This is a genomic window from Nocardia sp. NPDC058633 (assembly GCF_042717045.1).
In the GTDB taxonomy this organism is placed as follows: Bacteria; Actinomycetota; Actinomycetes; order Mycobacteriales; family Mycobacteriaceae; genus Nocardia.
In genome coordinates this window covers 142,182-165,114 of the sequence record NZ_JBHXRA010000010.1, presented here as the reverse complement: position 1 = coordinate 165,114, position 22,933 = coordinate 142,182, and the positions used below count along the sequence as shown (strand labels likewise).

The following is a 22,933-nucleotide window of genomic DNA, read 5'->3' as shown; positions in this document are numbered from 1 at the left end:
TTGCGCTTCACGACGACCATGCACGTGCAGAGCAACACCACACCGACGACCACACCGATACCGATGACCACAACACACCTCCGTGTCCCGTCCCGACGTTCGTCGCGACACCCATAAGAGGCACCGATGATGTAAAAGGATTCACCCGTCCACCGAATTCCGCCTGCCGTCTTCGCTCGACCCGCCCTGCCCGGCACCATCGAAGCAGGTAAATCTCGTTGGCAACCGACCTCCACGGCGACTACGTTTTCCCGATTTGCGCGCACGCCCCGGCACACCGCTGATCAGCGCGGACGACATCACTGTCACCGGTCGGCTCGACTCCCCCGTCACGCTCTCGCTCGAAGCAGGCCACCGTCTGCTGATCACCGGCCACAACGGTGCGGGCAAGTCCACCCTGCTCGCCGCGCTCGCGGGCACGCACGCAGCGTCCACCGGCACTGTCCGCCATCACGGGTCTGCCCGCATCGGCCTCATCGGCCAGGAGGTCCCCGAGTGGGACCCCGCCCTGACCGCCCAGGACCTCTACGGCCAGCACACCCGAAACACGCACCTGCACAACACCATCGACCCGATTCCGCTCACCGCGACCGGCTTGCTCGAGCGGCGCTCCCGCCACACCCCGGTCGTACGCCTGTCCCAGGGCCAGCAACGCAGACTCCACCTCGCCATCCAACTGGCCGCCCGCCCGCAACTCCTACTCTGCGACGAACCGACCGATCATCTCTCGATCGCCCTGGTCGACGAACTCACCACCGCCCTGTCCGCCACCCCCGCCGCCGTCGTCGTGGCCACCCACGACCGTCGAATGCTCACCGACCTCGCCCACTGGCCCCACCTACTGCTCCCATGACGCCGCCGACACCGAGAGCTGGATCGGTGCTGCTCACCGACGGCGGGCGGTGAGCAGCCAAGCGCGCGAGTCGAAGTACACGCCGTCGTCGGTCTGATGGTCGGCCAGGATCTCGCGCAGCCGCGCACGGGCTCGCTCGGCTCCGGGCGGCGCGAGGTCGGCGAGGAAGGCGGTGAATCCGGTCAGGCGAAGCAGGTTGTCGTAGGCGGCGGCACTGTCGGCGCCGTAGTAGACGGGCTCGTCGATGTCGGTGAAGGTGATCTCGGTGAAACCCGCTGTCGTCAGCATGGATTCGGTGACGACCGGATCGGCGAGCGAGAACGGACCGCGACCGGGCGTGGCGATGGCGGAGGCGAGCACGTCGCTGAACATCGACGCCCATTCGTTGCGGTCATGGCCTTGCCAGACCAGCCACGCCAGACGACCCCCCGGGCGCAGTGCGCGCGCGATATTGCTGAACGCGGCGACCGGATCGGCGAAGAACATCACCCCGAACCGGCTGATGCAGAGGTCGAAAGCGTTCGCCGGAAAGGGGTTCACCTGCGCGTCGGCCAGCTGGAAACCGACATTCGACGGTCCTTCTTCGTCGCTGATCCGACGGGCTTGTTCGAGCATCAGCTCCGAGATATCGACCCCGACCGCGCTTCCGTCCACCGCCGCGCGGCCCGCCTCGCGCGTGGTCTGGCCTGTGCCACAACCGATGTCGAGTACCCGATCACCAGCGCCGACCCGGGCGGCGGCGCGCAAGTGCGCAGTGTGCGGACGCAGTTCGGCGTCGTAGTCGAACAGATCCATGGTCGTCCTCCGACGTGTCTTCGGTGCGAGCCTCGGCGGTCGGCGCGCGCTCGGTCCATCTCACCACCTCCACTGCGTCTATCGACGTGACACCGACGCGGCGACCCACCAGGATGGGGCGATGTCGACACGAGAACTCGTCGTCCTCGGCACAGCAGGCGCTGTGCCCACTCGCCGCCGCAACCACAACGGCTACCTCCTGCGCTGGGACGGGCAGGGCGTGCTGTTCGATCCCGGCGAGGGCACGCAACGCCAGATGGCACACGCGGGCGCATCCGCGACCGAGCTGCACTGGCTGTGCGTCACCCATTTCCACGGTGACCACTCGCTGGGCGTGCCCGGCATCGTGCAGCGGCTGGGCCGCGACGGGGTGCCCCATCCCGTGCACGCCGTCTATCCCGCCGAGGGTGCGCAGTACTGGGATCGACTGAAGAACGCGACGAGCTATTTCGGCTCACCCACTCTCGTCGAGCACCCGGTGAGCGGCCCCGGTGACACGCTGCAGGGCAACGGTTTCACGCTCACCGCGCTGCCCCTGGCCCATAGCATTGCCACCTACGGCTACCGCCTCGCCGAACCGGACAGCCGGACGTTTCTCCCCGAGAAGCTGCGCGAGCACGGTATCTCCGGCGCCGCGATCCGCGAGCTGTCGGGCGCACAGCTGGAGGAATGTTCGGCGCCGAGGCCGGGCCAGAAGGTCGCGTTCGTCATGGATACCCGTCTGTGCGACAACGTGTTCGAGCTGGCCGAGGGGGTCGACATGCTGATCATCGAGTCCACCTTCCTCGACTCCGAGACCGCGCACGCGCACGAACGCGGCCACCTCACGGCACGTCAGGCGGGCGAGGTGGCGCGCTCCTGCGGTGTGAAAACCCTTGTTCTGACGCACTTCTCCGAGCGATACACCGAGAAGGAGGATCACCTGTTCTTGGAACAGGCCGCCTTCGGGGGCGCTGTGCTGGCCCACGATCTCGACCGCATCGCCCTGCCCGTACGACGCACGGGCAGCTGACGACAGCCGCAGCGGCTGTCACCGGAGCTGTCAGAGGCCGAAACTGCCCGTCGACGGCATCGCGGTCGGAACGTCGACCGTCACCAGTTCGGAGAACGCGAACTCGGCGCCGTTGACGCAGCCACCGCGTGCGGTGATCGTGGTGCCCGGCTCGAGGCCGTCGAGCGAGGTCGTGACCGTCTCGCCGGGGTCGGCCAGCGATTCCGGTGCGCTGTCACCGAAGAAGACGTGGTTGTTGTCGGGGCCGACGCCCGCTTCGGCCCAGCACTGCCCTCGGTCGTTCGGGTTGTGCAGGGTGGCGGTGACGGTGCCCGCCGCGGTACCGGCGAACGTGATCTCGGGTGCCACGAACGGCGTTGCCGCGCCTGCGGGCGCGATCGCGACGGGACCGAACGCGACTACGGCGGCGGATGCGGCCAGGAATGCTCCAGTAATTCGTCTGTTCATCACACTTTTGATGCTGCCCGACAACGGATTACGGCACAAGCACTGCCGTGGCCCCAGCAATCGGGGGCTGGCGCCTCAGCACCGACCTCGGCGCGCTTCGAGTGCCTCCAGGATCAGATCCAGCCCGAAACCGAACTCGCTGGCGTAGTCGTAGCCCGGTCGCAGCGCGTGGTCGACGATCATCTCGGTGAGGTAGGGCAACTCCGCTGTCGGCAGGTTCGCGAGAATGCCGCCCGCGACCTGTTCGACATCCTCCGGCCCGGAGAGCGGCAGGTTCGCCTCTTGGAGCACGAACCCGCCGACATAGCTGTCGATCAGCGAGACGGCATGCGCGGCCATCGGCAGTGAGAACCCGGCCCTGCGCAGGACACCCAGGACCGCGTCGTGATGACGTAGCGTGGCCGACCCCGGATTCCGACGCGAATCCATCAATCCGAGCGCCCAACTGTGGCGCGCCAGAACCGAACGCGCCGAGCGAGCCCGTGCCCGGATCGCCTCTCGCCAATCGGCGTCGTTCGCTTCGGGTAACTCGATCGCCGCGAACACCGCGTCGACAACCCCGTCGAGGATCGCGTCCTTGTTCGGCACGTGGTTGTAGAGCGACATCGCCTCCACACCCAACTCCTGCGCCACCCGTCGCATGGTGATCGCCTCGACGCCGCCCCGGTCAGCCACCCGGATCGCGGCATCGAGCACCCGATCGCGGCTGAGCGGACGACGTACGGGCATGGAGCCTCCTCGGTGGCGAAGTGTTGACAAGCTTACAGACGTAAGTCAGCCTTACAAGTGTAAGTCACACCGGTCCGAACAAAGGAGCACCCCATGCCTATGCCGATCTGGTGGGGCCACATCAACAAGCGCTTCTTCAACCCCCGCGCCGTCGCAGGCGGAAAATGGCCGGTCCTCGTCCATACCGGCCGCACCTCGGGAACGACCTATCGCACCCCGCTCGACGCCCACCCCGTCGACGGCGGCTACCTGTTCGTCCTGGTCTACGGATCAGGGGCGGACTGGGTGCGCAACATCCTGGCCGCGGGCAGCGCGCAACTGCACGTCGAGGGCAAGCAGATAGCCCTCACCGCACCGCGCGTAGTCGGCAAGGACGAAGCCTTCCTGGCCCTCCCCGCCGAGATCGCCCGCCCACCCAAACTCCTGCGCATCACCGAATTCCTTCGCATGGACCTCGCCGACTGACCGTCCACGGCGGATCACCCGCTAGCCCACGTCCCGCCGCAGCCAGGTGACTTCCGCCCCGACGCTGTCGGTTCCCTGCCGGAACGCCTCGAGGTCCTCGTCCCACGGCGAACCCAGCGCGCGGTCGAGTTCGGTGGAGAGGTCGAAGGTGCCGTGGACATCGAGTTCCTTGGCGGCTTGGAGCAGGGCGCGTAATCGCATTTCGCCGAGCATCACGTCGCCGTTGGCGCCGGTGGATCCATGCCAGAGGCCGAGGGCGGGGACGAAACTGTAGCGTTCGCCGTCGACGCCTTCGCTCGGATCCTCGGTCACTTCGAAGCGCAGAACGGGCCAGGCACGCAATGATTGGGCTATCCGAGCCGCGGTGCCGACCGGGCCGATCCAGTCACTGCTGGCGCGGAGTTGTCCGTCGGCCGGCTGGGTGTTCCAGCGCAATTTCGCGGGGGACGAGAGCGCGGTGGACAGCGCCCACTCCACGTGGGGGCACAACGCGGCGGGCGATGAGTGGATGTAAACCACACCCGCCGTCGCATCAGCGAACTGACTCGATGCGCGCACTTACCAACACCTCCAGCCTCGACAAGGAACGTCTTCCCCAACGGCCCGTCGCGGTCTGGCGTGGCACGAGTGTACTGAAGTGTGCGGTGTTGCGCGTGTTACTTTACTGCGTGTTCTGTGTCTCTGCGATAACGGAATCGCTGAGTTTCGGCCACGCCGTTCTGGCCCAGTCGCCGAAATTCTCGTCACTCAACGCGATTGTCGCCACGCCGATTTCCGGGTCGACCCACAGGCACGTCCCCGACTGGCCGAAGTGCCCGTAAGTGCGGGCGGAATTGGCTGTGCCCGTCCAGTGCGGGGTTTTACCGTCGCGAATTTCGAATCCCAATCCCCAATCGTTGGGGCGCTGGGAACCGTATCCGGGCAGGACCCCGTCGCGGTCGGGGAATTGCACCGACGTCGCCTCGGCCAGCGTTTGCCGAGATATCAATTGGGGTGCCAGCAACTCGGCGGCGAACAGGGTCAGGTCGGCGAGGGAGGCGCTGCCCGCATGCCCCGCGGAACCGTCGAGGACTGCCGTGGTCATGCCGAGCGGTTCGAAAACCGCCTCGCGCAGATAGTCCGGAAATTCGATGCCGGTCTGGGCGGTGAGAAAATCGGCGAGTAGTTCGAAGCCGGCGCTCGAGTAGATGCGCCGGGCGCCGGGCGCGGCGAGCACTTCGGGGGTGGCGAAGGCGACGCCGGAGGTGTGGGCGAGCAGATGCCGCACGGTCGATTCGGGCGGACCCGCCGGTTGGTCGAGTTCGACCGCCCCTTCCTCGATCGCGACGAGCGTGGCATAGGCGACCAGCGGTTTGGTGACCGAGGCGAGCCGGAACACCCGCTCGGTGTCGCCGACGGTCGACGCACCGCCGGCGGTGACCACGGCGGCGGCGGCGTTTTTGACGGGCCAGTCCAGTACCTGCTGCAACGATCGCATATCGGCAGCGTACGAGACGCGGCTACGATCGAGGACACCATGAGTCCCGCACCATCGATCCACGGCGACGTGGCGGCCGGTTTCGGCCCCGTCGCCGACGCCTTCCGCCGCAACTTCACCCACCACGGCGAGATCGGCGCCGCTGTCGCCGTCTACGCCGGTGACCAGCCATTGGTCGATCTGTGGGCAGGCCATCGCGACCGCGATCGCGCGGTGGCGTGGGAGCGCGACACGATCGTGCCGGTGTTCTCCTCGTCGAAGGGGATGTCGGCGTTCACCATCGCGACGGCGGTCTCGCGTGGGCTGCTCGACTACGAGGCGCCGGTGGCGAAGTACTGGCCGGAGTTCGGTGCGCACGGCAAAGAACGGATCACCGTGCGTCAGCTGATCGACCATCAGGCCGGGCTGTCGGGGCTGGACCGGATCGTCCGGCTCGGCGAGTTGATCGACCGTGATGTCCTCGGCGAACTGCTCGCCGCGCAGAAACCGGCGTGGGAGCCGGGCACCCGGCACGGATATCACGCGCTGACGCTGGGGCTGTATCAGAGCGAATTGCTGCGGCGGGTGGATCCGGCGGGCCGTAGCCTCGGGCGGTTCTTCGCTGAGGAGATCGCGGCCGCGGTCGGCGCCGATCTGTTCATCGGACTGCCCGAGACCGAGCCGATGGAACGGGTCGCCCAGTTGTCGGCGACCAAGGGCTGGGACATCTGGCGCTACGAACGCCGTGATCTGCCGTTGCGCATCGGCGGCGAGGTCTACGCCAAGCGCGGGCATTCCTATGCGGCCCTGACCAATCCGCGCCCGGGTGCGCCCGCGCGGGCCGCGCGACGGGAGTTCCTCGGCATCGAATGGCCCGGTATGAACGGTGTCGGCAACGCCCGCGCGCTGGCCAAGGTCTACGGCGCCGCGGCGGGCCGCACCGGCGAACTGCCCATCAGCGACGAAGTTCTCGACTTGCTCGCCGCCGCCGACACCGCCGACGATGTGCCCGCCGACGACCTGGTGCTGCACACCAAGAGCCGCTATCACCTCGGTTTCCGCAAGTCGCGCGGCACTTTCCGCTTCGGCTCGGACAAGCGGGCCTATGGCACAACCGGTTTGGGCGGCTCGTTCGGATTCGCCGATCCCACAACCGGATTGGGATTCGGCTACAGCATGAACCGTCTCGGCATGGCGATTCTCGACGATGTGCGCAGCCGCAACCTGCGTGAGGTCGTCGTGCGGTGCGCGGGGCAATAACCGAAACCCTCGCGCCCACGAAAAGCGGGCGCGAGGGCGGGGTGTCACAGCGAGGTCAGTGCGCGGAAACGCCGGTGATCTCGTTCGGGGCGGCAGCGAGTGTGGCTGTGGCCGTGATCTTTCCGTCGGACAGGTCGACGCGGTGCACCTGCTTGGAAGCCGGATCGCTCACGTAGGCGACACCGCCGCGCACGAACAGCGCCGGGCGAGCGTCCTGCCAGTCCAGCGGCTCCTGCCAGGTGCCGATCACCGGGATGGTGCGCACCTCCTTGCCCGCGACGGGGTCGATCACATGGATCTTGCCGTCGGTACCGAGCACCAGGGCTTCGCCCTGCGGGCCGCGACCGAGCGAGCGGAAGGTGTAGCTGGTGCCGATGTCGACCAGGCGCAGGGTGCCGTCGGCGGTGTTCACCAGCGAGATCTGCTGCGGGCGTTCGAGTTCGGCTTCCTTGTCCTGCTTGTAGTCGCCGAGCACGATCGGGGAGGCCTCGCTGCCGGACATGTTGCCGATCCGGCCGTAGGGCGTCGGGCTGGTCACCTTGGTGATCTTGCCGTCGCGGTAGACGACGGCGCCGGTCTGGCAGCCGACAACCACCGCTTCGCCCTGGGCGGCGGCTTCGCCGTGCACGCCGGGGCAGTCCTCGTTGCGGGCGAGCTCCTTGCGGTCCTTGTCGAGGGCCATCAGCCCCACTCGCGCGTCCTCGGTGCCGAGGGTGACCAGCAGGTTTCCGTTGCTCAGTTCCAGCGCGACACCGTGGTGCGCGGTGGCGGCCTTGTAGACCTCGGTCGAGGTGCCGCTGTCGATCTTGTCGGTGTCGATGACGGTGACCTCGCCGGTGCCGTCGGCGAAGAGCACGGTCTTGCCCGCGTGCCGCACCACGTGGCCGGGTTTCACCGCGGGGTAGTCGGTTCCGGTGAATTCGGCGGCGTAGGCGTCGAACACGCGGAAGCCGTCCTTGGTCGACACCATCAGGTGGTCGTCGTCGCCGGCCGGGTTGAGACGGTTGTATCCCTCGAGTTTCACGTCACCCTGCTGGGTGAGCGAGGCCCCGTCGAGGACGTAGATGCCGCCGTCATAGGTGAGGGCGATCGGTTCGGCGCCCGGGGTGTGCTCGTGGTCGTGGGCGGTGTCGTCCGCACCGCAGCCACTGAGCGCTACCACCGAGGCGAGTACTCCCGACATCGCCACCATCGTGCTGGTCCGCGACCTGTTCATGCGTTGCTCCATCTCTTCGTGCGTGAATTACGGTGTGGGCCCGGATAAACCACGGGCGATGGCCTCGGTGTTGGTACGCGCCATCTCCAGATAGGTGGCCGCACCCCCACCGGGCGCGGTGAGTGATTCGGTGTGCAGCGCGATCACCTGCACCTGCAATCCGGTGTGTTCGGCGAGGACGCGCGAAAGCCGGTCGGGCTGTCCGGAATCGGCGAAGATCGCGCGGACACCGGCGGTTCTGATCGCGGTGGCGAGACCGTCGAGATCGGACGCGCTCGGTGAGGCCAGGGTGGTGCCGCTCGGGATCACCGCACCGATCACCTGGAATCCGAATCGCTGTGCGAGATAACCGAACACGTGATGATCGGTGACCAGCTGCCTGCGCTCGGCCGGGATGGCGGCGAATCGCTCGGTCATCCACCGGTCCAGCTCGTCCAGTTCACCGAGATAGCGCTGCGTATTCGCCTCTACCGCACCGGCATCGACGCCCTCGACCTGGGCCAGCACCTCGGCGCTGATCGCTTCGACGGCCATGCGCACCCGGCGTGGGTCGGTCCAGAAATGTGGATCGGGCTGTCCCGCCGACTCATCGGAGGTGTAGCGGATCGGATCGGCCCGCTCGGCCACGGCCAACGTCGGCACCCCGGCCGCGACCGCCGCCTGCACATGCCGGACCACACCCTCCTCGAGTCCGAGTCCGTTGTGCACCACCAGTGCGGAACGTTCGATATCGGCAGCCTGACGTGCGGAGATCGCGAACGAATGCGGATCGGCCCCCGCCTGCATCAACACCGTCACCGGCACCGCGTCGCCGACGACGGCGCGGGTCAGATCGCCGAGGATGTTCGTGGTCACCACGATCCCGGATCGCTCGGCTCCGCTGGTGCACGCGCTCACCAACGGCACGAGCAGCGCGGCCGCGGCGAACAACCCGATCAGCCGGCGGATCGGCGCGAGACGCGGTCGACCCGAGTGGGCCGGCCGGAATCCGCACGCCGACAGCAAGCTCCGCACAAGGGCGGGGCCGCGATTTGGCGCGACCCCGTCACGAGCGTGGGCCTCGGCGAGGCCGGTGCCGGCCGAGGTGCTCGGTCGATCACACCGCCGCGCGGCCGGGTAGCGGTTCTCGGAGAATGCGTGCTTCACAGACCTGTCTCCACCATCAGCGAGGGCGCGATGTCCAGTGCGAACGTGCGCGCGAGGCGAAGGTTGTCGTTGTAGGCGATCTCGTAGACCTTGCGCCCACGAATGTCGTTGACGTAGGCACGATCCGGATCGACACGAATCACCGGCTGACCTTCGACGGGGCCGTCGGACACGGCGGTGCGCGCTGTCTCCGCGCCGGACACCGGGTCGATGCTGCGCAGGTTGCCGTCACGGGTGAGCACCAGCAGCGGTGACCCCTCACCCGCGGTGTTCACCGCGACCACATCGCCTACCGCGGTGCGTGTCCAGGTCTTCTTCCTGATGTCGAGGGTCCACACGCCGTCGCGCCCCGCCTGCGCGGTCAGCGTGGTGCTGCCGGGGCGGTGGGTGAATGCGCTCGCCCGGTCCGAGGTCGGCGCCGGGTAGGGGATCTTCTCGGCGACGAAAGCGCCGTCTCGCTGCGCCACCACCAGTGCGCCGTCGGCACAACCGAAGACGACTCCGCGCCTGGTGACGGCCTGTCCCCGCGGCTGCGGACAGGTGGCGGCCTGCTCTTGTCCCGCCGCGCCGTCACGCCCGCGCACCTCGACTCGACCCGAGCCCTCGGCGACCACGATCCGCTCGGCATAGGGCACCGCGATGCCCTCGACCCGGCGTTGCGCCTGGGCGACACCACTGTCCAGCGTCGGACGGTCGAACAAGATCGTCGCACCGGAGTCGAGCACCACCGAGGCGACGGCGGGGTCGCTGTAGGCACCGACAACCCCGGAACCACCCGCACCGGCGTCGGCCGCGGCGATTACACCGATGTCACGGATGGGCGCCTGGTAGTAGTGCCGGTGGTCGTCGTGGTCGACCGTCCACCCGCCGCTGTCCACGATCCGCACCGACGCACCCGCGCTCAGATACGCGAAGCGCCCGTCGCCGACCGCCGCGACGGCCGGAACCCGCTGGTCACCGGTGCTGGGCGGCGGCGATCCCGCGGTGCCCGGTTGGGCCTGCGGCCGAGCGCTTTCCGGTGCCCCGGTGTCGATCGAGGTGACCGTCTCGGTCAGCAGATCGATCACCCGAACAGCGCCGGTCGCATCGGCGAGAACCAGGCGCGTCTGCGCCTCACTCATCTCCTCGGCACCGGCGACGAACCCGTGCGGAGTCTCCTCGACCACCGCGGGTTCCTCCGCCGGGGCGCACCCCACCAACGGCAGCGCGGCGAGCGCGGCCACCGACGCGGCCCCGACCTTGCCGAACCGGTCCCGCACCGCCGAGCAGATCGCCGACACGAAGAACGACCCCACCGCCACGGCCGCGATGGTCGCGCCTGCCGCCGTACCCGCATGCCACGAAACGACCAGCCCCGCCACGGTGGAGAACCCGCCGATCAGCGCGGCGATCACCATCACCATCGGAATCCGGTCCGACCAGAACACCGCGGCCGCGGGCGGGGCGATGAGCAACCCGAACACCAACAGCGTCCCGACGACGTGGAACGAGGCCACGATCGCCAGGGTCAGCAGCCCGACGAGGGCCACTTGCGCCGCTTTCGGATGCAACCCCAGCGTGTGCGCTTTCCGTGGATCGAAGCTCAGCGCGACGAACGCCCGATGCCCGAGCACGGCGATCACCAGGGCAACCGCCAGCGCCGCAACGAGATACCACAGGTCGACGGTCCGCACGGCGAGCACATCACCGAACAGGAACCCGGTCAGATCCACCGCGAAGGACTGCGACCGCGACACCAGGATCACACCGGCCGCGAGCATCCCCACGAACAGCAACCCGATGGCGGTATCGGCCGCGAACCGCTTACTGCGCGAGAGCAGCGACACCCCGGCGGCCATGGCCGCGCAGCTGATCGCGGCGCCGATCATCAGATTCCCGCCGAGCAATGCCGCGACCGCGACGCCGGGCAGCATCCCGTGTGCCATCGCGTCGCCGAGGAATGCCATGCCGCGCACCACCACCCAGGTCCCGGCGAGGGCGCACACGCACGACACGAGCAGCCCACCCCACAGCGCGCGTTGCACGAAAGCCACCTCGAACGGGGCGAACAGCCACTCCATAGCGCGAGACGATATACTGAAAACGATTATCGTTTCAATTGAGGTGAGATGCAGCACACAGACGACGCAGCAATCCGGATCGAGCATCTGAGCGCCGGCTACCCAGGTCGGCCCGTGCTCTGCGAGGTGTCGGCCACGATCCCGCGCGGGCAGGTGACAGCGATCGTCGGGCCCAACGGCTCGGGGAAATCGACCCTGCTCGGCGTCCTCGCGGGCACCGTGACGGCACAGGCGGGCACGGTGCACCGCGGCACCGCTCGGCGTCCCGCTTTCGTGTTGCAGCACACGGCGATTCCGCCGACCCTGCCGATCACCGTGCGGGAGGTGGTCGCGATGGGGCGCTGGGCGCACCGCGGACCGTGGCGGCGCCTGACCCGCGCGGATCGCGAGATCGCGCGAGCCTGCCTGGAGAGAATGGAGCTCACCGCGTTGGCGACTCGGCGGCTCGACACCCTGTCGGGCGGGCAACGCCAACGCACCCTGCTCGCGCAGGCGCTGGCGCAGGAATCCGATCTACTGCTGCTCGACGAGCCGGCGGCCGGCTTGGACGAGGCCTCGCAGGCCGAGATCTCGCGCGCCCTGGCACAGATCAGCGCGGCGGGTGTGACCGTGGTGCAGGCCACCCACGACCTGGACGAGGCGAGTAGGGCCGACCACTGCCTGCTGCTGCGCGAGGGTCGGCTGAAGGCCGCGGGTCACCCGGAGAAAGTGCTGGTCAAAGCCTAGAGTCGAGAGCATGACCGAGAAATTCGACTCCGTCGAGGCCTATCTGGCGGCCCAGCCGTCGGCCCAACGCGCCGTCCTGCAGCAGATTCGTGACACGATCCACCGCGCGGTGCCGGACACGGGCGAGAAGATCAGCTACGCCATGCCGGCCGCCACCGTCGACGGTCGGGTGTTCATCTTCTTCGCGGGCTGGAAAGCCCATGTGAGCGTGTACCCCGCCCCCGACGGGGACGAGGCGCTCGCGACTGCCATCGAGCCCTATGACTCGGGTCGTGGCACCTTGAAATTCCCACTCGGCGAACCGATCCCGTACGACCTGATCGCCCAGGTGGCGGTTCACCTCGCCGAGCGGGTGGGCAAGAGCTGACTACCAGTCGGCTTCGGTGTAGCGGATGATCCCGCGAATGTTCTTGCCGTCCAGCATGTCCTGGTAGCCCTGGTTGATCTCTTCGAGCGAGTAGCTGCGCGTGACCATGTCGTCCAGATTGAGCTGGCCCGCCTTGTAGAGCGAGAGCAGTTGCGGCGCGTCCTGGCGGGCGTTGCCGCCGCCGAAGATGCAGCCCTTCACCGTCTTCTGCAGCATCGACAGCAAGAAGGTGTTCATCTTGACGTCGCCCGCGTCCATGCGACCCATCGAGGTGACGACGAGGGTGCCCGCCTTGCCGGTGAGGATCAGACCCTCTTCGACGTAGTCGCCGTGCATCTCGCCCATGGTGAGGATGACCTTCTCGGCCATCCGCCCCTCGGTGGCCTCGATCATCGGCATGATCGCGGCGGCCATGCTCTCGTAGGTATGGGTGGCGCCGAACTTCTGCGCCTGTTCCAGCTTCCACGGATTCGGGTCGATGGCGATGACCTTCGAGGCACCGGAGAGCACAGCGCCCTGCAGCGCGCTCATACCGACGCCGCCGATGCCCGCGATCACCACGGTCTCCCCCGGCTGCACCTGCGCGACATGGGTCGAGGAACCGAAACCGGTCGGCACACCGCAGCCCACGAGGCAGGCCACCTCGAACGGGATGGTGGGGTCGATCTTCACCACGGAGGTGTGGTGCACCGTCATGTACGGGGCGAACGTGCCGAGCAGGCACATCGGGATGACGTTCTCGCCACGCGCCTGGATGCGGTAGGTGCCGTCCGAAATCGCCTGTCCCATCAGCAGTCCGGCGCCCAGGTCGCACAGCGCCATGTTCCCGGCGACGCACGCGGGACAGCGTCCACACGCGGGGATGAACGACAGGATGACGTGGTCGCCCACCGCCAGGTCGGCCGGACAGTTCGGGCCGAGCTTGGTGATGACACCCGCGCCCTCGTGTCCGCCCATCACCGGATAGGCCGGCATCGGCGTCGCGCCGGTGACGATGTGATGGTCGGAGTGGCACATGCCCGCCGTTTCCATCCGGATCTGCACTTCACCGGCGACGGGGTCGCCGACCTCGATCTCCTCGACCGACCATTCCTGATCGGTGCCCCACAGGATCGCGCCCTTCGTCTTCATGCCGGTAGACCTCTCGCCAAGCTCGTGCCTCGTTGTGACTGCACTCACCCTAACGACAAAACGTCAGTTTCTGAAACACGTTCTAGAAATTTATCGAGAAATTTCTATCCGCGCACGTCGTGGACGTGGTGCACGAGGTCGTGCAGGAAGTACCGCCCCAGCGAGGTGACCGTGAACAGCGAGCCGTCGCTGCGCGCACCCCGCAGGTCGAGCCGATCCGAAGGCACCGAGGCGAACGCGGCGGCCACCCGATCGGCGGCCACCGCCAATTCCCGCGCGACGACGGCGGGGTCCTGCTCGCCGTAGCGCTCGGCCACCGCGGTCGCGTCCTGATCCCAGTTCTCGAACCGCGGCGCCTCGACGCCGTCACCGGCCAGCATCAGGGCCAGCCTGGAGTCGAAGATCCGGCACACATCGCGCACGTGCGCGCCGTATTCGAGAACCGACCAGGTCAGCTCGTCCGGGCGGGCCCGCGCGTCGTCGCGTTCGAGTGCCGAGCCGATCCGGGCGGCGCTGTCGAGAGTGTGCTCGGGCACGGCCGCGTACGCGATGGTCTCGGCGTCGAATCCACACTCGGAGCAGGCACGTTCGAGGACCCAGGTCCAGTTCTTCGTGTCGGGAACGATCATGAAATCAGCCTAGATTGTCCGCTTCTTGCGCTCCATCAATATCGAGCCAATCTCCGGCGATATCCGGGCATCATTCGGCGAGCTGATTCGCTTGCTCGAACATCTCCAGCGTGACCGCGTGCAAGAAGTCGCCGACAGGTTTGGGCGCCTTGCCCGCGAACGCCCGCGCGTAGGTGCCCTCGAGCACGATGCCCAGCTTGAAGCAGGCCAGCACGGTGTACCAGGTGACCGCGCCGAGGTCGCGGTCGGAGAACTTGCCGTAGTGCTCGATCATCTCGGCCTCGCTCGGCAGGCCACCGACGGTGCCGAGCGTGCCCATCAGACCCGCGCCGACGGTGCCGGGTTCGGGCCGGGTCGCCAGCTGCCAGCCGAGGTCGAGCAAGGGGTCGCCGATCGTCGACATCTCCCAGTCGACCATCGCCGCCACCTCGGGGCCGTCGTAGTCGAACATCATGTTCGCCAGGTGACAGTCGCCGTGCATGATGCCGGGCATCCAGTCCGTCGGCCGGTGCCGTTCGAGCCAGTCACCGATGCGATCGACACCGGGAATCTGCGGGCCGGGGTAGCCCTCGTTGCTGTTGTAGGAGTCGAGCTCGCGCAGCCAGCGCGGGACCTGACGTTCGAGGAAGCCCGCGGGGCGGCCGTAGTCGTCGAGGCCGAGCGCCTGGTAGTCCAGGGAGCCCAGGCGGGCGATGGCCTCGACGGCGGACAGACCCATCTGGCGCCGGATCTCGGGGTCACCGGCGTGCAGGTCGGGCAGTTCGGTCTGTGGGTTGAAACCGCGAATGGGCTCCATCAGATAGAACACCGCGCCGATCACCGACTCGTCGTCGCAGGCGGCGATCACCCGGGGCGAGCGCACCTCGGTGTCGGCGATCGCGGCGAGCAGTCGCGATTCCCGGCCGATCACCTCATTGCTCTTGGCGCGCAGGTGCTTGGGCCCGCGCCGCAACACATACTCGCGTCCGCCTCGCGTGAAGCGCAGCATCACGTTCTGCGTGCCACCCCCGAGAGCGGTCACCGCGTCGAATTCTGTCCCGGGCAAGCCCTGTTCGTCCATCCACCGCCCGATCGCCGCGAAATCGACGATCGCCGGATCAACATCGACAGGTTGAGAAACAGCCATGGCGCATATTCTTCCCGACATCGCTGGGGACTGCGCGGGAATGCGCACGCGCACGCCCGGCGTAATGTCTCTGCCACGATGCGCACGCTCTTGATCGACAACTACGACTCGTTCACCTACAACCTCTATCAGCTGATCAGCGAGGTCAACGGGAGCGAGCCGACCGTCGTGCGCAACGACGAGGGGCCGGTGGATCTCGAGCACTTCGACAACGTGGTGATCTCGCCCGGCCCCGGCCGTCCGGACCGCGACCGCGACATGGGAATCTCGACCGCGCTGATCGCGCGGGCCGACCTGCCGCTGCTCGGCGTATGCCTCGGCCATCAGGGGATCGTGCTCGGCGCGGGCGGAACCGTGGAGCGCGCACCGCAGGCCAGGCATGGATTTCTCGATCAGGTGAGCCACGACGACCGCGACCTGTTCGCCGGTCTGCCGCAGGGTTTCACCGTCGTGCGCTATCACTCGCTCGCCGCCCGGCAACCGCTGCCCGCGACGCTCGAGGTGACCGCGTCGACGAGCGACGGGGTGATCATGGGGGTGCGCCATCGTCAACGGCCGCAGTGGGGAGTGCAGTTCCATCCCGAGTCGGTGTCGAGTGAATTCGGAGCCGCGCTGCTGCGAAACTTCGCCGATCTCACCAAGGCCCGTGTGCGGGTTTCCGCGCCCGTGGTCGTGCGCGGACCCTCGACAACGCCCGTCGCACCCGAGCGCTCGTTTCGCTTGCGGCACAAGGTGATCGAGCGCGCCATCGATACCGAGGCGATTTTCCTGCGCCGCTGCGACTCGGCCGCGCCCGCGTTCTGGCTCGACAGCGAGCACGTCGAGCCCGGTCTGGACCGGTTCTCCTTCCTCGGTGATGCGAGCGGCCCGCACGCCGAAATCGTCGGCTACCGGGTCGGCGACGGCTCCGTCACCGTGACGGACGCGGCGGGCACTCGCACCGTCGCGGGAACGGTCCTGGACTATCTCGATCGCGAGCTCCGGGGCAGGCACTGCGAAACCCCGCCGCTGCCCTTCGATTTCGCGGGTGGCTACGTCGGCTATCTCGGCTACGAGGTGAAGGCGGACTGTGGTGGTCGCGATGCCCACCGCTCCCCCACCCCCGATGCCCAGTGGATTTTCGCCGACCGCTTGATCGTGGTCGACCACGAAGCCGGACAGACCCACCTGCTGGCCCTGACCGAACCCGCCACCGAGCGCGACGCCGAGCAGTGGCTACGCGAGACCGCCGCCGACCTCGACGATCTGCCGACCTGGGTCAACCCGGCCGACCTGCCCGTGCCCGCCGATCCCGACGCCGTGCAGGCACATCTGCTGCGCGGACGCGAGCGCTATCTGGCCGACATCGCGGTGTGCCAGGACCGGCTGCACGCTGGTGAGTCCTACGAGATCTGCCTGACCGACGCGGTCGCGGTCGCCGCCGCCCCCGACGACGGGCTCGCCCTGTACCGGCGACTGCGCCGGTACAATCCCGCGCCGTACGCTGCCTACCTGCGCTTCGACGGTCTGGACGTGGCCTGCTCCTCGCCGGAACGATTCATCAAGATCGACCGGGACCGGGTTGTCGAGAGCAAGCCGATCAAAGGCACCGCCCCCCGCGGACGAACCGCCGACGAGGACGAGAGCCTGCGCCGCGCACTGGCCGACGACCCGAAAACCCGCGCCGAGAACCTGATGATCGTCGACCTGCTGCGCAACGACCTCGGCCGCGTCTGTGAAGTCGGTTCGGTACACGTCCCGAAGCTGATGGGCACCGAAACCTATTCCACCCTGCACCAATTGGTGTCCACCGTGCGCGGGACCCTGCGCCCGGACACCGGTGTGATCGATTGCCTGCGCGCCTGCTTCCCCGGCGGCTCGATGACCGGCGCACCGAAGCTGCGGACCATGGAAATACTCGACGAAACCGAAACCGAAGCGCGCGGCGTCTATTCGGGCACCATCGGGTTCCTCGGCCTCGACGGCACCGCCGATCTCAATATCGTCATCCGCACCGCGGTCCGCTACGACGACGAGTGGCGGATCGGCGCGGGCGGCGCGATCGTCCTCGATTCCGATCCCGAGGCCGAGTACGCGGAGATGGTGCTCAAAGCGGCGGCGACCTTCCGCGCGCTCACGCCCGGAACCTGAGTTTCACCGCCGACGGCGCCCGCGCTTGTCCGGCTCCGGCTCCGGCGCGGGCTCCTCGCCCCCACGCCCGGCGATCCGGCCGAGCAGCCCGACTCCGGGCAGTTTCGCGACCGCGCCGAACACGTCTTCGCCCAGGGAGATCATCGCCTCGAGCCGCGGCAACAGGCGATCGTAGGTGGCGAACACCGGATCGGCCAGCGCCAACGTGCGATCGAGCCGATCGATGGTGCTGTTGAGCCGATCCACCGCGATCGACAAGTTCTCCACCAGATCCGGCAATTGCGCCGCCAGCTGCGCCGAGGCCGGTGGCAGTCGAACCGCCGCGTCGAAGGCGTATCCCGCGGTCTGCTGCGCGGCGTCGATCGCTTGCCCCGCCGCGGTCTGGGCGGCGCCCACCGCGGCCTGAGCGGCCGACAACAACTCGGCGCCCGGCACCTTCCGCGCCTGCGCCGACGGAGCGGGCTCCGGCGCGCGCCCCCGCTTCCTCGGGTTCGTCATGACACCACTGTGCCGCAAGGATGCCGCCGACGCAGGGAAGCACACCCCCACACCACCCCGTGTCACCCCGAGCCCTGCCCCCACTCGCCCGACGACACCGGACACCACCTGAGACCGCAGCCCCGGCCCCACTCCCCCGCACCGCTCGGACCCAGCGCCGCAAAACTGTGTCAGACCGGCATGACATCATGCGAACACCATGGAACTACGCAAGGGTGCGCACGCACCGGTCCCGACATCGCTTCTCGCCGTGGTCGTTTCATGGCGGTCTGCGCATTCCGTAGACGCGCATGCCTTGCTGGTCACCGAGTCGGGCCTCGTGCGCGGCGACCGGGATTTCGTCTTCTTCAACGCGCCTCGCCATGTCTCCCAGGCGGTGACCCTGGACCAGGAGCCCGCCCCCGGCACCGCGCGGCTGAGCATTTCGCTGCCCCGCACCGAGGCCGACGTGGCGCGCATCGTCATCAGCGCGTCCCTCGACGACGCCACCTTCGACCAACTCCCCGACCTCACCTTGACCGTGCACGCCGCCGACGGCCCGATCGCCCGGTTCACCATCGACGGCATCGAAGACGTCCAGGCGATGATGTTCGGTGAGTTCTACCGCCGCGACGGCCACTGGCGTTTTCGGGCGATCGGCCAGGGCTGGTCCGGCGGGTTGGCCGGGCTGGCCGGTGAATTCGGGGTCACGGTGGACGAACCCGCCGCCGGGGGCCCCAACGCCGCGTCCGCCGATCGGACGAGGGTGCCCGCGCGACCGGTTCGGGCGCCATCGCCGGACATCGCGCGCCCCGCCGAGCACGCCCGCGTCGCGAGTGGGCCCTCTCGACACGACGCCTCGACCTACCTCGACGACTCGGCCGACACCGATCCGATCGCATCACCGCCCATCGGACCGACATCGCCACGCCCACCGGCCCTGGCCCGCCGCGTCATCGACGTCCCGCCCCCGCCACCCCAGGATCCGGACATCGCCGACTGGCACCCCGACCCGGACTCACCCGATCAGCTCCGCTGGTGGGACGGCACCGAATGGACCGCCGGTGTTCGCCCGTACGTCCACGATCAGCGATCTCGCTGCGCACGCTGCGGCAACACGCTGCGGCGCAAGCTGTTCGGTGGTCATGTGCAATGCAAGAGCTGTGCCGGCGACATCGAGGAATTCCTCACCCACTGGCGCAACCGAGCCAGGCGCGTACTCGCCGGACCCGGCACCATGTCGCAGGAATGGACCGAGGTGTGGGCAGCCCTGCGCTTCCAGCGCATCGACGAGGAGCGCGGCCGCACCCTCCTGCGCGAGGCGGGCCTGACCCAGATCGAGCGAATGGTCGCCTTCGCCTTCGCCGACGGTGAGGTTTTCGCCGACGAACTGGACGCTTTCGAACACGTCGTCAGCGAGTTGGCGCTGTCGGGCGGCATCGTCGACGATCTGCGCCGCCGAATGCACCGCGGCCGCACCCTGTCCCGCTTGCGCGCCGGCGAACTGCCCACCGTCAACACTCCCGGCCTGCACCTGGACCCCGAGGAGCGCGTCCACCTCGACCTACCCGCCGTCCACATCCGCATGCTCGCCCGCGGCCCACGCAACACCGAGGGCCGCCTCATCGGCAGCTCCAAGAAACTGCGCTTCGTCGGCGACGGCACCGGCATCGAACTGCCGTGGAACCGGGTGGTGTCGGTGCATCCCGAGCACGGCACCGTTGTGCTCGCGGCCACCTCCGCCCGCGGCGGCGCGACCTTCGGCGTAACCGACCCCGACTACGTGGCGGCGGCACTGGAAGGCGCGCTGCGCGTAGCGAAACGCCTGGTCCTGACACCGGGGCAGCTCGACAGCCGCAGCATCCCGCAGGATGTCAAAGCCCAGGTGTGGCAGCGCGACGGCGGCGCGTGCGTCGAGTGCGGCGACGGCCACTACCTGGAGTTCGACCACATCATCCCGCTCAGCCGTGGTGGTGCGACGAGCGTGACGAATCTGCAGATCCTGTGCCGGGGCTGCAATCGCGCCAAAGGCGCTCGGATCTAGCTGAGAATGGCGTTCATGATGGTGCCACCGCTGGTGGCGACCACACCGCCGATCATCGCGCCCGCGATCATCTTCGGCGACTCCATGGCGCTACCGTTCCACTTCTCCCAGGCGAACTTTCCGCCCGCGACGGTGATGGCGAGCACACCCGACAGGATCATGAACCAGGTCAAGTACTGAACCATTTGCATGATCTTGTCCGACAGCGGAGGCGCTTCCGGGGTCGGATTGCCGATCTGCGCATACGTGGTGATGGTGTCGGCCATCGACGTCAGAATGATGCTCATAGCCTGCTCCCCTATCGCGTGACGCGAACTGCGTTCCAGCCCTGCCGTATTGGATCGTGGTCCAGGATACGGGCGCGAACCCCCCGCACACCAACAAAACCGATCGGTTCGCTCGACCTGGGCACCGACATCGTCGCACATGACCGGATACCATCGGTGCAGAGTTCATCGTCGTTCCGTTCCTCCGAGATACCGAGTGAGACCCCATGTTTCTGGCCGCCGTCACCGATACCTTGGCCCAGATCGGCAATCCGACCCCCGAAGCGCCACCCCTGGCGAACAAGATCATGCAGATGGTCAGCTACCTGACCTGGTTCATCCTGTTGTCCGGCATCGTCGCCATCACTGTCGCGGGCGGAAAGTTCGCCTGGGAGAAGTGGACCGGCGGTGCGATGCAGTCGCCGAAGATGGTCGCGGGCGCGATGATCGGCGGCGTCGTCGCCACCAGCGCGGGCACCATCATGAACGCGATGCTCTAGGTTCCTGCTCCACTCGGGACGGTCCGGGATACCCGGGCCGCCTCGACCGGCCAGGAACGAGTCGACCCGAGTTCTGTCGGGATCAACAGAACTCGGGCCACCGGGGTTGTCGAGTGTCGGCGCACAGCATCTACCTCCTGTCGTTCAGCGGGTCGGTTCGGCTAGGTGTAGAGCCGGTCCACGAAGGCGTTCAGGTTCTCCACCACCCGCCGCGCCTTCTCCTCCGGCGTCAGATCCTCGCGATACCGGCTGCCCATCGAGGGCCGCTTCTTGTTGCGCGCGTACAGCGAGCAGGCCAGATCGGTGCACATATAGCTGCCGACCGTGTTCCCCTTACGCCCCGACTCGCCCGCTTTGCTCGCGGTCATCAGCGAAACACCACCACCGGAGTGCGTGGTGAGACAGATCGTGCACATCTGCGTCTTGCCGGACCCTCCGGTCTCGTGCCGCAACGCGACACTGACCAGCCCGTCCTCCCGAGGCACCGAGATATAACAGCGCCCCGCGTACGACGGGTCGGTCCAGCCGAGGAAGTCGAGATCCTCCCAGGGCCGTTCACCCAGGTCACGCGGCACATTCAACCGCTTGGCGTCACCTTTCGAACAGTTGACGAACGACGACCTGATGTCGCGTTCGGTAATGGGTTCCATGCGTCGATCCTTTCCGTCTGCGAACAGCAAACGGTAGACACGCTAACGATCCCCACCTGCGCTGACAAGCGGATTTCCGAGCACGGGCGAGGAGAACTCACCGCGCCTCGAACGCGAGCAGGGTAGCCGACCTGCTGCGATCGCGCGGAACCCTCGACGAGGTGATCGACCGAGCCGGTGAGGGGCTGGCTGTCAGCGGATGATTCCCGCCGCACGCGCGGCGCGCAGCCAGTCCGGGAATTCGGCGAGCAGGCGGCGGTAGAGCTCGGCGTCGTCGACCCGGTCGATGTCGTCGAGGGCGAAGAACCCCGCGTTGTCGACCACGCGGCCATCGAGTTCGTCGAGGGTGCGCAGGACACCGAAGTTGGCGGTGCCGAGGCCGATGAACTGCCAGAAGGCGGGCAGCTGGGCGGCCTCGCGCATCAGGGCGGCGATCTCGCGCTTCTTCGCGAAGCCCCCGTCGGTGAAGAACAGCACCAGGGTGGGCTCGGTCGTCAAGGTGTCGATGACCGCGCGCATGATCGGCAGTTCGTCGTTGCGGCCGCCGATCGCGTCGTAGTCGATGCCCTGGTGGGTGCCCTTGAGGTGCAGGTAGGTCTTGGCCCACTGCTCACCGCCCGCGACGGTGATGTCGGGCAGCTTCGTGTAGCTCAGCGCGTAGAGGTAGGCCTCGAGCGTGCCGTCGTCGTCGAGTTGGGTGGCGACCGGGATCATCCGTTCGACGACCCGGTGCACGGTCGCGCCGCTGTACATCTTCTGCATGCTGCCCGTTTTGTCGATCACCAGCACCACCCTGGCCCTGGCTCCGAGAGCGCTCTTGTCGATCAGGACCTTCGCGACTTCCCGCTTGCGCATGTCCAGCTTCTGCCGCTTCTCGAAAGACAGCGCCGCCTCCCCCGGCACGGTCCGCACTTCGGGCACCGCGACAACATCCGGCTCGTCGTCGACGCTCACCCCGTGATCGGTGACCAGGTCGGCGAAACCGCCCGCGTATCCCTGCCCCACAGCGCGGACCTTCCACTGCTCGCCCCGGCGATACAGTTCGAGCGCGATGACCACAGATTCCCGATCGAGCCCGTCGATCACATACTCGTGCAACACATTTCCCGCGCGATCAGTGACCGTCGCCACCGGAGAGTCGGCGCTGGCGAACGTCTCGCCGGCTGCCGCAGCAGTGATCACCGCGCGAATCTGCGCGATCTCGCCCGGCACGGCTGCCAGCGACACCTCGAGTCCGGCACCGGTGAGCCGAACACCCGGCGCCTGCGGCTGATTGAAGAAGACGAAGTCCGCGTCCGAGCGAACCTTTCCCGCGTCGGTCACCAGCAGTGCCGAGAGATCGGCAGCGACGCCACCGCGAACCGACAGCACCACCTCGGCCGACGCCAGTCCGGCGTTCTGCCCCTTCATCAGCGCAGCAGCCACTGCGGCCCCCTCATCTCGCTCCG

The 22,933-nt window shown here is 67.8% G+C and carries 24 protein-coding genes; 9 read left to right on the top strand and 15 right to left on the bottom strand.

Going from position 1 to position 22,933, the window contains the following annotated elements:
- Window positions 1-256 precede the first annotated feature (256 nt).
- Window positions 257-853 (top strand): ATP-binding cassette domain-containing protein, encoded by a 597-nt coding sequence (locus ACFWUR_RS15500; RefSeq protein ID WP_378907210.1) that lies wholly within the window; start codon window positions 257-259, stop codon window positions 851-853.
- Between the two features lie 33 nt (window positions 854-886).
- On the opposite strand, the gene ACFWUR_RS15495 is transcribed toward ACFWUR_RS15500, so the two are convergent.
- Window positions 887-1,648: a class I SAM-dependent methyltransferase gene (locus ACFWUR_RS15495; protein ID WP_378907208.1), complete on the bottom strand. Its 762-nt coding sequence runs from the start codon at window positions 1,646-1,648 to the stop codon at window positions 887-889.
- Between the two features lie 121 nt (window positions 1,649-1,769).
- On the opposite strand from ACFWUR_RS15495, the gene ACFWUR_RS15490 reads away from it, so the two are divergent.
- Window positions 1,770-2,660 (top strand): ribonuclease Z, encoded by an 891-nt coding sequence (locus ACFWUR_RS15490; protein WP_378907206.1) that lies wholly within the window; start codon window positions 1,770-1,772, stop codon window positions 2,658-2,660.
- Window positions 2,661-2,690: 30 nt separating this feature from the next.
- Here ACFWUR_RS15490 and ACFWUR_RS15485 read toward each other — a convergent pair whose 3' ends face one another.
- Both ACFWUR_RS15485 and ACFWUR_RS15480 read right to left on the bottom strand, forming a co-directional pair.
- Complete coding sequence (locus ACFWUR_RS15485) at window positions 2,691-3,107, bottom strand: hypothetical protein (RefSeq protein WP_378907204.1); 417 nt, start codon at window positions 3,105-3,107, stop codon at window positions 2,691-2,693.
- A 75-nt stretch (window positions 3,108-3,182) separates the two neighbouring features.
- Window positions 3,183-3,836 carry a TetR/AcrR family transcriptional regulator gene (locus ACFWUR_RS15480; RefSeq protein WP_378907202.1) on the bottom strand — a complete coding sequence of 218 codons (654 nt, stop codon included), beginning with the start codon at window positions 3,834-3,836 and terminating at the stop codon, window positions 3,183-3,185.
- A gap of 93 nt (window positions 3,837-3,929) precedes the next feature.
- Here ACFWUR_RS15480 and ACFWUR_RS15475 point away from each other — a divergent pair, with 93 nt between their 5' ends.
- Window positions 3,930-4,301, top strand: coding sequence for a nitroreductase family deazaflavin-dependent oxidoreductase (locus ACFWUR_RS15475; protein WP_378907199.1), 372 nt, complete (start codon window positions 3,930-3,932; stop codon window positions 4,299-4,301).
- Window positions 4,302-4,322: 21 nt separating this feature from the next.
- Here the strand turns inward: ACFWUR_RS15475 and ACFWUR_RS15470 are convergent, their stop codons facing one another.
- Window positions 4,323-4,859 (bottom strand): DUF3145 domain-containing protein, encoded by a 537-nt coding sequence (locus ACFWUR_RS15470; RefSeq protein WP_378907197.1) that lies wholly within the window; start codon window positions 4,857-4,859, stop codon window positions 4,323-4,325.
- Window positions 4,860-4,962: 103 nt separating this feature from the next.
- Window positions 4,963-5,778: a serine hydrolase domain-containing protein gene (locus ACFWUR_RS15465; RefSeq protein ID WP_378907195.1), complete on the bottom strand. Its 816-nt coding sequence runs from the start codon at window positions 5,776-5,778 to the stop codon at window positions 4,963-4,965.
- A 39-nt stretch (window positions 5,779-5,817) separates the two neighbouring features.
- Here ACFWUR_RS15465 and ACFWUR_RS15460 point away from each other — a divergent pair, with 39 nt between their 5' ends.
- Entirely contained in the window at window positions 5,818-7,017 is a 1,200-nt protein-coding gene (locus tag ACFWUR_RS15460; RefSeq protein ID WP_378907192.1) for a serine hydrolase domain-containing protein, read from the top strand.
- 55 nt (window positions 7,018-7,072) lie between these two features.
- Here the strand turns inward: ACFWUR_RS15460 and aztD are convergent, their stop codons facing one another.
- The 3 genes from aztD to aztB form a co-directional block, all read right to left on the bottom strand.
- A complete protein-coding gene (gene aztD / locus ACFWUR_RS15455; protein ID WP_378907189.1) occupies window positions 7,073-8,233 on the bottom strand; it encodes a zinc metallochaperone AztD in 1,161 nt (386 codons plus the stop codon).
- A 27-nt stretch (window positions 8,234-8,260) separates the two neighbouring features.
- Window positions 8,261-9,163, bottom strand: a complete 903-nt coding sequence (aztC, locus tag ACFWUR_RS15450; RefSeq protein ID WP_378907482.1) for a zinc ABC transporter substrate-binding protein AztC — start codon at window positions 9,161-9,163, stop codon at window positions 8,261-8,263.
- 212 nt (window positions 9,164-9,375) lie between these two features.
- Window positions 9,376-11,439, bottom strand: coding sequence for a zinc ABC transporter permease AztB (aztB, locus tag ACFWUR_RS15445; protein ID WP_378907187.1), 2,064 nt, complete (start codon window positions 11,437-11,439; stop codon window positions 9,376-9,378).
- Between the two features lie 48 nt (window positions 11,440-11,487).
- Here aztB and aztA point away from each other — a divergent pair, with 48 nt between their 5' ends.
- On the top strand, window positions 11,488-12,165 hold the full coding sequence (gene aztA, locus ACFWUR_RS15440) for a zinc ABC transporter ATP-binding protein AztA (RefSeq protein ID WP_378907184.1): 678 nt from the start codon (window positions 11,488-11,490) through the stop codon (window positions 12,163-12,165).
- A gap of 10 nt (window positions 12,166-12,175) precedes the next feature.
- Window positions 12,176-12,532: an iron chaperone gene (locus tag ACFWUR_RS15435; protein WP_378907181.1), complete on the top strand. Its 357-nt coding sequence runs from the start codon at window positions 12,176-12,178 to the stop codon at window positions 12,530-12,532.
- Here ACFWUR_RS15435 and ACFWUR_RS15430 read toward each other — a convergent pair whose 3' ends face one another.
- From ACFWUR_RS15430 to ACFWUR_RS15420, 3 genes are all read right to left on the bottom strand, one after another.
- Window positions 12,533-13,663, bottom strand: a complete 1,131-nt coding sequence (locus ACFWUR_RS15430) for an NDMA-dependent alcohol dehydrogenase (protein ID WP_378907178.1) — start codon at window positions 13,661-13,663, stop codon at window positions 12,533-12,535. It lies immediately after the preceding gene.
- 104 nt (window positions 13,664-13,767) lie between these two features.
- The gene (locus ACFWUR_RS15425) at window positions 13,768-14,292 is read right to left on the bottom strand and encodes a DinB family protein (protein ID WP_378907175.1); all 525 of its coding nucleotides are present in this window, start codon (window positions 14,290-14,292) and stop codon (window positions 13,768-13,770) included.
- Window positions 14,293-14,362: 70 nt separating this feature from the next.
- Window positions 14,363-15,418: a phosphotransferase family protein gene (locus ACFWUR_RS15420; RefSeq protein ID WP_378907173.1), complete on the bottom strand. Its 1,056-nt coding sequence runs from the start codon at window positions 15,416-15,418 to the stop codon at window positions 14,363-14,365.
- Window positions 15,419-15,496: 78 nt separating this feature from the next.
- Here ACFWUR_RS15420 and pabB point away from each other — a divergent pair, with 78 nt between their 5' ends.
- Entirely contained in the window at window positions 15,497-17,548 is a 2,052-nt protein-coding gene (gene pabB / locus ACFWUR_RS15415) for an aminodeoxychorismate synthase component I (protein WP_378907170.1), read from the top strand.
- A 3-nt stretch (window positions 17,549-17,551) separates the two neighbouring features.
- Here the strand turns inward: pabB and ACFWUR_RS15410 are convergent, their stop codons facing one another.
- Window positions 17,552-18,046: a hypothetical protein gene (locus ACFWUR_RS15410; RefSeq protein ID WP_378907167.1), complete on the bottom strand. Its 495-nt coding sequence runs from the start codon at window positions 18,044-18,046 to the stop codon at window positions 17,552-17,554.
- A gap of 199 nt (window positions 18,047-18,245) precedes the next feature.
- Between ACFWUR_RS15410 and ACFWUR_RS15405 the strand changes: the two genes are divergently transcribed.
- Entirely contained in the window at window positions 18,246-20,069 is a 1,824-nt protein-coding gene (locus ACFWUR_RS15405; RefSeq protein WP_378907164.1) for a TerD family protein, read from the top strand.
- On the opposite strand, the gene ACFWUR_RS15400 is transcribed toward ACFWUR_RS15405, so the two are convergent.
- Window positions 20,066-20,356, bottom strand: a complete 291-nt coding sequence (locus ACFWUR_RS15400) for a hypothetical protein (protein ID WP_378907161.1) — start codon at window positions 20,354-20,356, stop codon at window positions 20,066-20,068. The two genes, ACFWUR_RS15405 and ACFWUR_RS15400, sit on opposite strands and share 4 nt — an antisense overlap.
- Before the next feature lie 206 nt (window positions 20,357-20,562).
- On the opposite strand from ACFWUR_RS15400, the gene ACFWUR_RS15395 reads away from it, so the two are divergent.
- Window positions 20,563-20,835 carry a hypothetical protein gene (locus tag ACFWUR_RS15395; RefSeq protein ID WP_194828569.1) on the top strand — a complete coding sequence of 91 codons (273 nt, stop codon included), beginning with the start codon at window positions 20,563-20,565 and terminating at the stop codon, window positions 20,833-20,835.
- 161 nt (window positions 20,836-20,996) lie between these two features.
- Here the strand turns inward: ACFWUR_RS15395 and ACFWUR_RS15390 are convergent, their stop codons facing one another.
- Both ACFWUR_RS15390 and ACFWUR_RS15385 read right to left on the bottom strand, forming a co-directional pair.
- The gene (locus ACFWUR_RS15390) at window positions 20,997-21,485 is read right to left on the bottom strand and encodes an FBP domain-containing protein (protein WP_378907156.1); all 489 of its coding nucleotides are present in this window, start codon (window positions 21,483-21,485) and stop codon (window positions 20,997-20,999) included.
- Window positions 21,486-21,677: 192 nt separating this feature from the next.
- Complete coding sequence (locus ACFWUR_RS15385) at window positions 21,678-22,895, bottom strand: VWA domain-containing protein (protein WP_378907479.1); 1,218 nt, start codon at window positions 22,893-22,895, stop codon at window positions 21,678-21,680.
- Window positions 22,896-22,933: the final 38 nt, after the last annotated feature.

Bases quoted from the DNA above. Each gene is read 5' to 3' on its own strand.
- ACFWUR_RS15425 (WP_378907175.1), bottom strand. From the start codon at position 14,292: ATGATCGTTCCCGACACGAAGAACTGGACCTGGGTCCTCGAACGTGCC.
- ACFWUR_RS15430 (WP_378907178.1), bottom strand. From the start codon at position 13,663: ATGAAGACGAAGGGCGCGATCCTGTGGGGCACCGATCAGGAATGGTCG.
- ACFWUR_RS15390 (WP_378907156.1), bottom strand. From the start codon at position 21,485: ATGGAACCCATTACCGAACGCGACATCAGGTCGTCGTTCGTCAACTGT.
- pabB (WP_378907170.1), top strand. From the start codon at position 15,497: ATGCGCACGCTCTTGATCGACAACTACGACTCGTTCACCTACAACCTC.
- ACFWUR_RS15435 (WP_378907181.1), top strand. From the start codon at position 12,176: ATGACCGAGAAATTCGACTCCGTCGAGGCCTATCTGGCGGCCCAGCCG.
- ACFWUR_RS15405 (WP_378907164.1), top strand. From the start codon at position 18,246: ATGGAACTACGCAAGGGTGCGCACGCACCGGTCCCGACATCGCTTCTC.
- ACFWUR_RS15460 (WP_378907192.1), top strand. From the start codon at position 5,818: ATGAGTCCCGCACCATCGATCCACGGCGACGTGGCGGCCGGTTTCGGC.
- aztD (WP_378907189.1), bottom strand. From the start codon at position 8,233: ATGAACAGGTCGCGGACCAGCACGATGGTGGCGATGTCGGGAGTACTC.
- aztA (WP_378907184.1), top strand. From the start codon at position 11,488: ATGCAGCACACAGACGACGCAGCAATCCGGATCGAGCATCTGAGCGCC.
- ACFWUR_RS15480 (WP_378907202.1), bottom strand. From the start codon at position 3,836: ATGCCCGTACGTCGTCCGCTCAGCCGCGATCGGGTGCTCGATGCCGCG.
- ACFWUR_RS15495 (WP_378907208.1), bottom strand. From the start codon at position 1,648: ATGGATCTGTTCGACTACGACGCCGAACTGCGTCCGCACACTGCGCAC.
- ACFWUR_RS15410 (WP_378907167.1), bottom strand. From the start codon at position 18,046: ATGACGAACCCGAGGAAGCGGGGGCGCGCGCCGGAGCCCGCTCCGTCG.
- ACFWUR_RS15400 (WP_378907161.1), bottom strand. From the start codon at position 20,356: ATGAGCATCATTCTGACGTCGATGGCCGACACCATCACCACGTATGCG.
- ACFWUR_RS15385 (WP_378907479.1), bottom strand. From the start codon at position 22,895: ATGAAGGGGCAGAACGCCGGACTGGCGTCGGCCGAGGTGGTGCTGTCG.
- ACFWUR_RS15420 (WP_378907173.1), bottom strand. From the start codon at position 15,418: ATGGCTGTTTCTCAACCTGTCGATGTTGATCCGGCGATCGTCGATTTC.
- ACFWUR_RS15475 (WP_378907199.1), top strand. From the start codon at position 3,930: ATGCCTATGCCGATCTGGTGGGGCCACATCAACAAGCGCTTCTTCAAC.
- ACFWUR_RS15465 (WP_378907195.1), bottom strand. From the start codon at position 5,778: ATGCGATCGTTGCAGCAGGTACTGGACTGGCCCGTCAAAAACGCCGCC.
- aztB (WP_378907187.1), bottom strand. From the start codon at position 11,439: ATGGAGTGGCTGTTCGCCCCGTTCGAGGTGGCTTTCGTGCAACGCGCG.
- ACFWUR_RS15490 (WP_378907206.1), top strand. From the start codon at position 1,770: ATGTCGACACGAGAACTCGTCGTCCTCGGCACAGCAGGCGCTGTGCCC.
- ACFWUR_RS15395 (WP_194828569.1), top strand. From the start codon at position 20,563: ATGTTTCTGGCCGCCGTCACCGATACCTTGGCCCAGATCGGCAATCCG.
- ACFWUR_RS15485 (WP_378907204.1), bottom strand. From the start codon at position 3,107: ATGAACAGACGAATTACTGGAGCATTCCTGGCCGCATCCGCCGCCGTA.